The 11,932-nt window shown below is 63.5% G+C and carries 9 protein-coding genes; 3 read left to right on the top strand and 6 right to left on the bottom strand.

Going from position 1 to position 11,932, the window contains the following annotated elements; genetic code table 11:
- Positions 1-44: 44 nt before the first annotated feature.
- A complete protein-coding gene (locus NWI01_RS12530) occupies positions 45-1,232 on the top strand; it encodes an acetyl-CoA C-acyltransferase (protein ID WP_141384166.1) in 1,188 nt (395 codons plus the stop codon).
- A 124-nt stretch (positions 1,233-1,356) separates the two neighbouring features.
- On the opposite strand, the gene NWI01_RS12525 is transcribed toward NWI01_RS12530, so the two are convergent.
- Entirely contained in the window at positions 1,357-1,749 is a 393-nt protein-coding gene (locus NWI01_RS12525) for a hypothetical protein (protein WP_244613744.1), read from the bottom strand.
- 251 nt (positions 1,750-2,000) lie between these two features.
- Here NWI01_RS12525 and glpK point away from each other — a divergent pair, with 251 nt between their 5' ends.
- Positions 2,001-3,503 (top strand): glycerol kinase GlpK, encoded by a 1,503-nt coding sequence (glpK, locus tag NWI01_RS12520; protein ID WP_141384164.1) that lies wholly within the window; start codon positions 2,001-2,003, stop codon positions 3,501-3,503.
- 46 nt (positions 3,504-3,549) lie between these two features.
- On the opposite strand, the gene NWI01_RS12515 is transcribed toward glpK, so the two are convergent.
- The 5 genes from NWI01_RS12515 to NWI01_RS12495 all read right to left on the bottom strand — a co-directional run bounded on the left by NWI01_RS12515 (position 3,550) and on the right by NWI01_RS12495 (position 10,789).
- Entirely contained in the window at positions 3,550-3,975 is a 426-nt protein-coding gene (locus NWI01_RS12515; protein WP_141384163.1) for a PAS domain-containing protein, read from the bottom strand.
- Between the two features lie 2 nt (positions 3,976-3,977).
- Positions 3,978-7,850 carry a methionine synthase gene (gene metH / locus NWI01_RS12510; RefSeq protein WP_375782183.1) on the bottom strand — a complete coding sequence of 1,291 codons (3,873 nt, stop codon included), beginning with the start codon at positions 7,848-7,850 and terminating at the stop codon, positions 3,978-3,980.
- Between the two features lie 60 nt (positions 7,851-7,910).
- Complete coding sequence (gene metF / locus NWI01_RS12505; RefSeq protein ID WP_141384161.1) at positions 7,911-8,825, bottom strand: methylenetetrahydrofolate reductase [NAD(P)H]; 915 nt, start codon at positions 8,823-8,825, stop codon at positions 7,911-7,913.
- A gap of 328 nt (positions 8,826-9,153) precedes the next feature.
- Complete coding sequence (locus NWI01_RS12500; protein ID WP_141384160.1) at positions 9,154-10,002, bottom strand: prephenate dehydratase; 849 nt, start codon at positions 10,000-10,002, stop codon at positions 9,154-9,156.
- Between the two features lie 22 nt (positions 10,003-10,024).
- Complete coding sequence (locus NWI01_RS12495) at positions 10,025-10,789, bottom strand: 3-deoxy-manno-octulosonate cytidylyltransferase (protein WP_141384159.1); 765 nt, start codon at positions 10,787-10,789, stop codon at positions 10,025-10,027.
- Positions 10,790-10,982: 193 nt separating this feature from the next.
- Here NWI01_RS12495 and NWI01_RS12490 point away from each other — a divergent pair, with 193 nt between their 5' ends.
- Positions 10,983-11,540, top strand: a complete 558-nt coding sequence (locus NWI01_RS12490; protein WP_141384158.1) for a c-type cytochrome — start codon at positions 10,983-10,985, stop codon at positions 11,538-11,540.
- Positions 11,541-11,932 lie beyond the last annotated feature (392 nt).

The following is an 11,932-nucleotide window of genomic DNA, read 5'->3' as shown; positions in this document are numbered from 1 at the left end:
GCTCTAGATCAGAATGAACCCCGGATTTTACCAGGAGGCCGCCGATGACCGAAGCCGTGATTGTCTCCACCGCCCGCACGCCGATCGGCAAGGCCTATCGGGGTGTCCTCAACGCCACTGAAGGAGCGACCCTGCTCGGCCATGCCATCGCAGAAGCCGTTGTCCGCGCCGGGGTGGATCCGCAGGAGATCGAGGACGTGGTGATGGGCGTGGCCATGCAGCAGGGCGCCACCGGCGGCAACATCGCCCGCAAGGCGCTGCTTCGCGCCGGGCTCCCCGTGACCGTCTCCGGCGCCACCATCGACCGCCAGTGCGCCTCGGGTCTTCAGGCGATCGCGCTGGCCGCGCGTTCTGTCCTGTTCGACGGCGTCACAATCGCGGTCGGCGGCGGCGGCGAATCGATCAGCCTGGTGCAGAACGAGCACGCCAATACCTTTCATGCGGAGGATCCGGCGCTTCTGGAGATAAAGCGCGAGGTCTACATGCCCATGATCGACACCGCGGAAGTGGTCGCGAAGCGCTACGGCATCTCGCGCCAGGCGCAGGACGAATATGCGCTCGAAAGCCAGCGCCGCACCGCCGCCGCGCAGCAGGGCGGCCGATTCAAGGACGAGCTGGCGCCGCTCTCCACAAGAATGGCGATCGTCGACAAGGAAACCGGGAACGTCACGTTCAGGGACGTGACGCTGTCGCAGGACGAAGGTCCGCGCCCTGATACGACGGCTGAAGGTCTCGCCGGGCTCAAGCCGGTTCGCGGCGAGGGCTGCACCATCACCGCAGGCAATGCCAGCCAGCTGTCGGATGGCGCCAGCGCGAGCGTGATCATGAGTGACAAGGAGGCGTCGAGGCGCGGCCTGAATCCGCTCGGCATCTTCCGCGGTTTCGTCTCAGCCGGCTGCGAGCCCGATGAAATGGGCATCGGCCCGGTTTTCGCGGTGCCGCGCCTTCTGAAACGGCACGGCCTCACGGTGGAGGACATCGATCTTTGGGAGCTGAACGAAGCGTTCGCGGTGCAGGTGATCTATTGCCGCGACAGGCTGGGCATCGATCCCGAAAAACTCAACGTCGACGGCGGAGCGATCGCGGTCGGTCATCCCTACGGGATGTCGGGCGCGCGCCTTGCTGGTCATGCCCTGATCGAGGGACGCCGGCGCAAAGCGAAATATGTCGTGGTCACCATGTGCGTCGGCGGCGGCATGGGCGCGGCGGGCCTGTTCGAGGTGCTTCAGTAAAGGGCTGCTCCAGTAAATTCCCCGATACGCTCCTACCATCCGACGACGCGTCAGACCAACATCATAGAGTCCCGCTTCCGACTCTGTCAGAAGCGGGACGGTTCTGAGGCGATCGGCTTCGCCGCTACTCCACCTCGATTTTAGTGATGGTCTTATCAGTACTGGTTTTGGGGTCGCCGCCGTCCTTGGCGGAAAATTTCACCTTGTCGCCGGCGTGCACCGACTCTGACAGCTTGAGGTCGATCTTGAACCGCGTGACTACGCCCTCGGCGTCGGCGCTATCTTTGTCTTTATCCTTAGTCTTATCCTTATCCTTGTCGCTATCCTTATTCTCTTTTTCTTTCTCTTTACCCTTGTCGTTCTGCTCCTCCCGGATCGTAATGGTGCCGCTGAGCCGGTTGACGACCGTCACCAGACCCTTGCGGGTCTCCGCCGATGGCGTTTGCTGGGTCGGTGGCGTTGCCTGGGCGGAGGCCGTTGCGCCGACGATCGCGAACAAGGAGGCGGCCAGAATCATCTTTGCCAGTATCATCTAGGGTCTTTCGGTTGCTGAACAGTCATGAAAATCGAGTGCGATTTGTTTCCGGAGAGGCATTTCTACCTCGCGGGACGGGTTGGATGAAGCTGTACCAAGCATCTTATCCTTATCGCCCGTTGAAACGTGAATCAAAACGAAGGCACAAACTTGACCTTGGACGGGCAATCCGCTTGCCTTGCCGCTCCTGTCCCTTGTCGCCGCCGTGAGCCCGCAAGTTCGAGAACAACGTCATGGTCACCCACGTCCTCGCCATTGATCAGGGCACGACATCGTCACGGGCCATCGTGTTTCGCGCCGACCTTACCGTCGCCGCGATCGCGCAGCAGGAATTCCCGCAGCACTTTCCGGCGTCGGGCTGGGTCGAGCACGAACCGGAAGACATCTGGACCTCAACCGTTACGACCTGCCGGCAGGCGATGGAGAAGGCGGGCGTCACGCCGAAGGACATCGCGGCCATCGGCATCACCAACCAGCGGGAAACCACGGTGGTCTGGGACCGTGCCACCGGAAAGGCGGTGCATCGCGCCATCGTATGGCAGGACCGGCGCACGGCGGATATCTGCGCGCGGCTGAAAGCCGAGGGTCATGAGCCCGCGATATCGGCGAAAACCGGCCTGATCATCGATCCCTATTTCTCCGGCACCAAGATCGCCTGGATCCTCGATTCGGTTCCGGGCGCGCGTGCGCGTGCGATGCGCGGCGAGCTGATGTTCGGGACCGTGGATTGTTATCTCCTGTGGCGGCTGACCGGCGGCAAGGTGCACGCCACCGACGCCACCAATGCATCGCGCACGATGCTGTTCGACATTCACACCGGGCACTGGGACGACGCGCTCCTGGATATTCTCCAGATACCGCGCGCGATGCTGCCGGAGGTGAAGGATTCCTCGGCGCATTTCGGCGACAGCGCGCCTGAATTGTTCGGCGCGCCGATCCCGATCCGCGGCATCGCCGGCGACCAGCAGGCCGCGGTGGTGGGTCAGGCGTGTTTCACCCCCGGAATGATCAAGTCGACCTATGGCACCGGCTGCTTCGCGCTGCTCAACACCGGCGCGACACCGGTCGCCTCGAAAAACAAGCTGCTGACGACCATCGCCTATCAACTGAACGGCGAGCGCACCTACGCGCTGGAAGGTTCGATCTTCGTCGCCGGTTCGGCGGTGCAGTGGCTGCGGGACGGCCTTGGCCTCATCAAGAATGCTTCGGAGACGGAGCCGCTGGCGGAGCAGTCCGATCCCGCCCAATCCGTGTATCTTGTGCCGGCTTTTGTCGGCATGGGAGCGCCATACTGGAATCCCAATGTGCGCGGCGCGCTGTTCGGACTGACCCGTAACACCGGGCCGGCGGAACTCGCACATGCGGCGCTGGAAAGCGTCTGCTACCAGACGTTTGATCTGTGGGAGGCGATGCGCGCCGATTGGCCGGTCGCCGCCGCCGCCCACCCCGTGCTGCGGGTCGACGGCGGCATGACGGCCTCCAGCTGGACCATGCAGCGCCTCGCGGACCTGCTCGGGGTGCCCGTCGACCGGCCGGTCATTCAGGAGACCACGGCGCTGGGCGCGGCGTACCTCGCCGGACTCTCCGCGGGCGTTTATCCGGAGCCGTCGCTGTTCGCCGACAACTGGCGTCGCGATCGCTGTTTCAAGCCGGCCATGAGAGCCGAGATGCGTACGCGGAAGCTCAAGGGGTGGGCGGCGGCGGTGCGTGGCGTGCTGGCGAGCGATGAAGGGTAAGGCGGGTATCCACGCGCCCCCGACAGGCGCGGCAAGGGAAGATCGCTCAGGTCGGTGAGGCGACCGCCGCCTCGCGGCGCAGTTGGCGGATTTCCTCGAAACGCGCGGTGACGTCGCGCAGCACCGACGTGAGCCCGGTGATGCGGCCGCTCGCGTCCGTCAGCGGCACGATAGTGAATTCGAGCGAGATGCGCCGGCCGTCCCTGTGAAGCGCGGGAACGGCGAGTACGTCGCCGCCGCTGTAGCGGCTCTGTCCGGTCAGCATCATCTCGCGGTAGCCGGCCCAGTGCCGGGCACGCTGGTTTTCCGGAAGGATCAGATCGAGCGACTGGCCGATCGCCTCATCGGCGCGATGGCCGAAAATCCTGACCGCGCCCGGATTCCAGAATGTGATCGTGCCGTTGCGGTCGGTGGCGATGATCGCGTCCGCGGGAGAATCGAGCAAGGCGGCGGCGATCGAGGATGCGTCCACGGTCAGCCTGCCCGCGCCGTGGTTTTGCGAAGCTGCAGATGGACCGCGCACTGGCAGCCCGGGGGATGATTGGCGACGTCGGCGGAGGCGTCGTTGGCGGGCGCGGGGACCGGCGTCGCGGCCGGCTTTCCGGAAGCATCCTGACCCGGAATGTAGTTGAGGATCGACGCCAGCCAGCGCTCGATCTCGGCGACCTCCATCCCCTTGCGCGCGGCATAGTCCTCGACCTGATCGCGTTCGATCTTGCCGACGCCGAAATACTGGCTCTCGGGATGGCTGTAATACAGACCGGAGACCGAGGACCCCGGCCACATCGCAAAGCTCTCGGTCAGTTCGACGCCGGTGGCACGGGTGGCATCCAAAAGGCGGAACAGCGTGGCCTTCTCGGTATGGTCGGGCTGCGCCGGATAGCCGGGCGCGGGGCGGATGCCGGCATATTCTTCCCTGATGAGCTGATCGTTGGTCAGCGCCTCATCGGGCGCGTAGCCCCAGAATTCGGTGCGCACGCGCTGATGCATCCGTTCGGCGAAGGCTTCCGCGAGACGGTCGGCCAGCGCCTTCACCAGAATGGACGAATAATCGTCATTGGCGTTCTTGAAGCGCGCCGCGATTTCATCCTCGCCGATCCCGGCGGTGACGGCGAAGCCGCCGATATAGTCGGCGATGCCGGTCTCCTTCGGCGCGATGAAGTCCGCCAGCGCGGCGTTGTGACGGCCTTCGCGTTTTTCGAGTTGCTGGCGCAGGGTGTGATAGGTCGCGATCTGCGTGGTGCGGCTTTCGTCGCTATAGACGGCGATATCGTCGCCGATGCGGTTGGCGGGCCAGAAGCCGATCACGCTGGAGGCGGTGAACCATTTCTCCTTGACGATGCGGTCCAGCATCTTGCGCGCGTCGTCATAGAGGGCGCGCGCGGTTTCGCCGACCACCTTGTCGTCGAGGATCGCAGGGTACCGTCCAGCCAGTTCCCAGACCTGAAAGAACGGTGTCCAGTCGATCACCTCCACCAGTTCTTCCAATGGGTAGTCCGTGAAGGCCTTGGTTCCGAGGAACGTCGGCTTGACCGGGCGGTAGCTGCTCCAGTCGATCGGCACCGCGTTGGCGCGGGCGGCCGCGAGCGGCAGCCGCTTCTTGTCCTGCTGGGCGCGGAAGTGCGCCGCGGAAATCTTGGCGTATTCGGCGCGCACGCCGGCCGCGTAAGCCTCCCGCCGCTCCGGCGACATCAGCGAGGCGACGACGCCGACGGCGCGGCTGGCGTCGTTGACATGGATCACCGGACCGTTGCGATAGTTGGGATCGATTTTGACGGCGGTATGGACGCGGCTGGTGGTCGCGCCGCCGATCAGGAGCGGCAGGTTGAGGCCCTGACGCTCGAGCTCCGCCGCGAAATAGCCCATCTCGTCCAGCGACGGCGTGATCAGGCCGGAGAGGCCGACGATATCGGCCTTCTCGGCCTTCGCCGTCTCGATGATCTTGGCGGCTGGCACCATCACGCCGAGGTCGATCACCTCGTAGTTGTTGCATTGAAGCACGATGCCGACGATGTTCTTTCCGATGTCGTGGACGTCGCCCTTGACGGTGGCGAGCAGGATCTTGCCGGCGGAGGTGCTGCCCGTGCCCTCGATGCCGGCGGCCTGATTGCGCGCCTTCTCCTCCTCCATGAACGGCATCAGATAGGCGACCGCCTGCTTCATCACCCGCGCCGACTTCACCACCTGCGGCAGAAACATCTTGCCGTCGCCGAACAGGTCGCCGACCACGTTCATGCCGGCCATCAGCGGCCCTTCGATCACCGACAGAGGACGATCGGCCGACTTCCGCGCTTCCTCGGTATCCTGATCGATGTATTCGGTGATGCCGTTGACCAGCGCGTGGCTTAAGCGTTTCTCCACCGGCCATTCGCGCCAGGAGAGATCTTTCTCCTTCACTTCCTTGCCCGCGCCGCGGAATTTCTCGGCCAGTTGCAGCAGCCGCTCGCCAGCGCCGGGATCGCGGTTGAGGACCACGTCCTCGCAAACCTGCCGAAGCTCCGGATCGATGTCGTCATAGATGACCATCTGCCCGGCATTGACGATTCCTAAGTCCATGCCGGCCTTGATGGCGTGATAGAGGAACACCGAGTGCATCGCCTCGCGCACCGGCTCATTGCCGCGGAACGAGAACGACAGGTTGGAGACGCCGCCCGAGATGTGCGCGTGCGGCAGGTTCTGGCGGATCCAGCGCGTCGCCTCGATGAAGTCGACGCCGTAGTTGTTATGCTCCTCCAGGCCCGTCGCGATGGCGAAGACGTTGGGATCGAAGATGATGTCTTCCGGCGGAAAGCCGACCTGTTCGACGAGGATGTCGTAGGCGCGCTTGCAGATTTCCATCTTGCGCTGGCAGGTATCGGCCTGGCCGGTCTCGTCGAACGCCATCACCACGACGGCCGCGCCGTGGCGGCGGGCGATTCGCGCCTCAGCTAAGAATTTCTCCTCGCCCTCCTTGAGCGAGATCGAGTTCACCACCGGCTTGCCCTGCAGGCATTTCAGCCCGGCCTCGATCACGGAGAACTTGGAGGAGTCCACCATTACCGGCACGCGGGCGATATCCGGCTCCGCCGCGATCAGGTTGAGGAAGGTGACCATCGCCGCTTCTGAATCCAGCAGGCCCTCGTCCATATTGACGTCGATGATCTGGGCGCCGTTCTCGACCTGGTTGCGCGCCACGTCGAGGGCGGCGGCATAGTCGCCGGCCTTGATCAGGTTGCGGAATCTGGCCGAGCCGGTGACGTTGGTGCGCTCGCCGACGTTGACGAAGGGAATGTCCGGCGTCAGCGAGAACGGCTCCAGCCCCGACAGCCGCAACCGCGGCTCGATCGCCGGCACGACGCGCGGCTTGTGCGGCGCGACCGCGGCCGCGATCGCCGCGATATGATCCGGCGTGGTGCCGCAGCAGCCGCCGACGACGTTGACGAGGCCGGCCTGCGCGAACTCGCCGATCAGCCGCGCCATGTAATCGGGGCTTTCATCGTACTGGCCGAACTCGTTGGGGAGGCCCGCGTTCGGATAGGCGCATACCAGCGTATCGGCGACGCGGCCGATCTCGGCGACGTGCGCGCGCAGATCTTCCGCGCCGAGCGCGCAGTTGAAGCCGATGGTGATCGGCCCCGCATGCCGCACCGAGTGCCAGAACGCTTCGGGCAATTGACCGGACAACAGGCGGCCGGACTTGTCGGTGATGGTTCCCGAGACCATCACCGGAATGTCGATGCCGCGCTGCTCGCCGATTTCGGCGATGGCGTACAGCGCCGCCTTGGCGTTCAGCGTGTCGAAGATGGTTTCGACCAGCAGCAGATCGGCGCCGCCGTCGAGCAGGCCGTTGATCTGTTCGCCATAGGCCTTGCGCAGGTCGTCGAAGGTGACCGCCCGATAGCCGGGGTTTGCGACGTCCGGCGAGATCGACGCGGTGCGGTTGGTCGGGCCGATGGCGCCGACGACGAAGCGCGGCTTGCCGTCCTCGGCGCTGACTTTCTCCGCGGCCGAGCGTGCGAGTTTCGCGCCCTCGCGATTGAGTTCGTAGACGAGATCCGACATGTCATAGTCGGCCTGCGCGATCGAGGTCGATGAAAACGTGTTGGTGGCGACGAGGTCGGCGCCGGCGCGCAGGTATTGCGCGTGGATGTCCTCGATCGCTTGCGGCTGGGTGAGGATGAGAAGGTCATTATTGCCGCGCACGTCGCGGTGAAAATCCTTGAATCGTTCGCCGCGAAATGCGGCTTCGTCGAACCCTCGATCCTGGATCATGGTGCCCATGGCGCCGTCGAGCACCAGAATGCGCTCGCGTGCGAGGGCGCGGAATTTGTCGGCGATGGGATTCGAACTTTTTGTCACGCTTGTTATCCTGCGATCGTCATGTCCGCGCTTGTCGCGGGCGTCCAGGTCTTTTGACGGAAAATGTGGTCACGCCGCCTTCTGGTCAGCATCGGGCCGGATGCCGAGCAGATGGCAGATCGCGAACACCAGGTCGGCGCGGTTCATGGTGTAGAAGTGGAACGTATCGACGCCGCGCTTAGCGAGCTTCTGAACCTGACCGGCGGCGACCGTGGCCGCGATCAGCTTGCGCGTTTCCGGATCCTCATCGAGACCTTCGAATTTTTCAGCGAGCCAGGCTGGAACCGTGGTGCCCGCTTTGGTCACGAAGGCCCGTGCCTGCTTGAAATTATGCATCGGCATGATGCCGGGCACGATCGGAATGTCGATGCCGCGCGCGCGGACGCGATCGAGATAGCGAAGGTAGAGGTCGTTGTCGAAAAAGACCTGGGTGATGGCGCGGGTCGCGCCGGCATCGACCTTGGCCTTGAGCATATCGATGTCGGTATCGATGTCGGGGCTTTCGGGGTGCTTCTCGGGATAGGCCGAGACGGAAATCTCGATGTCGCCATGCCGCCGCTTGATGCCGGCGACGAGGTCGGCGGACGTGCGATAGCCTTCGGGGTGGGTGCTGTAGGCCGTGCCGATGCCGCCCGGAGGATCTCCGCGAAGCGCAACGATATGGCGGACGCCGATGTCGCGATAGCGGCTGACAATCTCATCGATTTCTCCGCGCGGTGCGCCGACACAGGTGAGATGTGCCGCAGGACGAAGCCGGGTCTCCGAAAGGATGCGCGCGATGGTCGAATGGGTGCGCTCGCGGGTCGAGCCGCCGGCCCCGTAAGTCACGGAGACAAAGCTCGGATCGAGAGGCGCGAGGCGGGTAACGGTGCCCCAAAGATTGCGCTCCATCTCCTCGGTCTTGGGCGGAAAGAACTCGAACGAAATCGTGGGTCTTTTTCGCGCGTCGAGGCCGTTATGAGTTGGAGCGAAAGCATCTGTCATGGCTCGAAAAACTCCACTGCATCCGTCGCGTCGTGCCCGCGTCACGGCGGTCTGCCGAGAAACGCCGGGAGTCGGCCCCGCCATTCGCGGCGCGGCGTTCCCACCAGCGTAGCCCATTACTGGTCGCATCTAAGATGGGAAGTAGCCCACCATCCTCACAAATATGGAGAACGATGCCAAGATGCGCCACAAAGTGGGTGGCTGCAAGGCGCATAATACATTGAATTTATTTACTAAAAACAATTTTCGGATGTTGGGATGGCGAATGCGTAACCATATTTGTGTAATTCTGCCCAACACAAAAGGCGACGAAACGCCCGAAACTTGATCAATCCGCCCGTTCGCGGAACGTCGCGCGGAACGGATGAGCCGGATAAACGCCCACGATGCGAAGCTCTTTTGAAAAGAACTTCAACTCCTCCAGCGCGAATGCGAGTCCGCGATCGTTCGGGTGGCCTTCGACATCCGCATAGAATTGCGTGGCGAAGAAATTGCCGTCGACCATGTAGCTTTCGAGCTTGGTCATGTTGACGCTGTTGGTGGCAAAGCCTCCCATCGCTTTATAGAGCGCGGCCGGCAGGTTGCGCACCCGGAAGACGAAACTGGTGACCAGCGGCCCGGATCCCTGCCGGGCCCAGTCGGCCTCTCGCGCGAGCACCACGAAACGCGTGGTGTTATGGTCCTCGTCCTCGACGTTCTCGGCAAGAATATCGAGATGATGGATTTGCGAGGCCAGACGCGAGGCAATCGCCGCGCAGCTCATGTCGCCGCGTTCGGCGACAAGGCGGGCGGCGCCGGCGGTATCGCCCGACACGATTGGCCGGATGCCAAGCTTGCGGATGATGCGGCGGCATTGCCCGAGCGCGTGTACGTGACTTTCGACGGTCTTGATATCCGCCAGCTTGGCGCCGCGCGGCGCCATCAGTTGATGGCGGACCGGCAGGAAGTATTCGCCGACGATGAACAGCCCGGACTGCGGCAGCAGGTGATGAATGTCGGCGACACGGCCGGCCACCGAATTCTCGATCGGGATCATGCCGAGATCGGCTTCGCCGGACGTGATCGCGGCGAGGGCGTCCTCGAAGGTCGCGCAAGGCAATGGTTCGGCATCGGGATAGGCTTCCGCGATGGCGATATGGGAGTTCGCGCCGGGTTCGCCCTGGAATACGATTTTCATGATCTTTTTCTCAGGTGTTCTGTCAGCGCGCCGGCTGTTCGCGCGAGGCTGAATGGGCGATGAGCCGGCGGGCGGTTTCGAGGTCGGTCGCGGTATCGACGCCGCGCGGCACGTCGTCCACGATCATGATGTCAATCCGCATTCCGCCTTCCAGCGCCCGCAACTGCTCAAGCCGTTCCTGTTGTTCGAGAGGCGAGGGCGGCAGTTCGATAAAGCGCTGCAAGGCCTCGCGGCGATACGCGTAAAGCCCGACATGGTGATAGCGCGGGCCCTCGCCATGCGGGGCGGTGGCGCGGGTAAAATAAAGCGCGCGCAGCCGCCGCGGGCCGATCGGGGATCCGACAGCCTTGACCACGTTCGGGTTGGTGGCTTCTTCTTCCGTATGGATCTCGGCGGCCAGCGTCGCGATATCGACGGCGGGATCGGCCAGCGGCTGGAGCACCTCGCGGATCGTGTCCGGACGGATGGTCGGGAAGTCGCCCTGGAGGTTGACGATCGTATCGATTCGTCCTTCGGGGTCCAGTTTGCCCAGCGCCTCGAAAACGCGGTCGGACCCGGACGGATGATCGGCGCGCGTCATGATGGCCTCGCCGCCATGGGCCGTCACGGCGCTCGCGATGTCGGACGTGTCGGTGGCGACGGCGACGCGCCCGATGCCGGCGGCCTCGGCTCGCCGCAGGACATGGACGATCATCGGCAGGCCGCCGATATCCAGCAATGGCTTGCCTGGAAGTCGGGTCGCCGCCATGCGGGCGGGTATCAGCACGAGGGTGCGGGTCTCGGTCATTGATCGGGGAAGATACGGAATTGGCGCAGGTGCTTAAGATCTGCGGCATTTATACGGGTTGTCAGACCGGCGGCAAACCGTTATCTCGTTCTGCCGCCTCCGCGAGGACGTCTCGGCGGCATTTCCGTGGTCGTTCAGCCGGCCGTGCGGTCTGCTGTCGAGCGTGGAGCCTAGCCGCAAATGGACTCCCTCGATGATCAATAAATTTATTGGTGCGGTTCTGGGCACCTGCCTCGTTTTGCTGGTCATGAATTTAGTCGCGCGGGCGATATTCGCGCCGGCTGTGCCTGCGAAGCCTGGTTATAAAATCGCCGCCAAGGAAGAGCCGGCTGCTGCTCAGAAGGACGACAAGCCGGTGGCCGCGAGCAAGGCTGCGGCCGCAAGTAAGGAAGCCGACGTCGCGTCAGCGGTGTCGCTGGGGAAGAGGCTGCAAGCCGCTTCGGCCGAGAATGGTGCTGTCGTCGCCAAGAAATGTGCCGCATGTCATACCTTCGAAAAGGGCGGACCGAACCGTGTCGGTCCTAATCTTTACGGCATCGTCGGCGAGCCGCGCGGGCAGGGTCATGACTTCAATTTCTCGGCGGCCATGAAGGCCAAGGGCGGCACCTGGACGCTGGATGAACTGGACAAGTTTCTGGCCAATCCGAAGGAATACATCCCCGGAACGGCGATGTCTTTCGCCGGCGTTCCGAAGGACAGCGATCGTGCCGATCTCATCGCGTATCTGCGCAAGAATTCCGACAAGCCTTAAGCATCTGCCGCGGTGATGCGGCATGGCGTCGCCAACAATTGGCGAGAGTTTCCAGAGCCGCTCATTTTGTCGGTTACCCACGCTTGATCGGCGGGTTTCGCCGCACAAGTTCGAGAGGTGGGTGGCGTCACCCCCGAAAACCGACATAATCAGCCGGAACACTGCGGGCTTCAAGTTGCACCCGGAGCGCGATCGGCCATCTTGCGTCGATTGCGCTTCCAGTTCAACGCCGTTGAAACAGACTCTGGCCGGTCCTGCTGAGGCGCATCCGGCGCTGGAGCTTTTTCGCTTCTGATGGAATTAGAAGCGGCGCGCTATATATTTCGATCTGACGCGTGTTCTTCACGCGAACCGGTGCTCACTTCTTCGCTCGAAAACGCTATAACTCGCCC

It is taken from the genome of Nitrobacter winogradskyi (assembly GCF_006539545.1).
Classification (GTDB): Bacteria; Pseudomonadota; Alphaproteobacteria; order Rhizobiales; family Xanthobacteraceae; genus Nitrobacter; species Nitrobacter winogradskyi_A.
The sequence above is the reverse complement of the archived record's forward strand: the minus strand, read 5'-3'. Positions and strand labels throughout refer to the sequence as shown.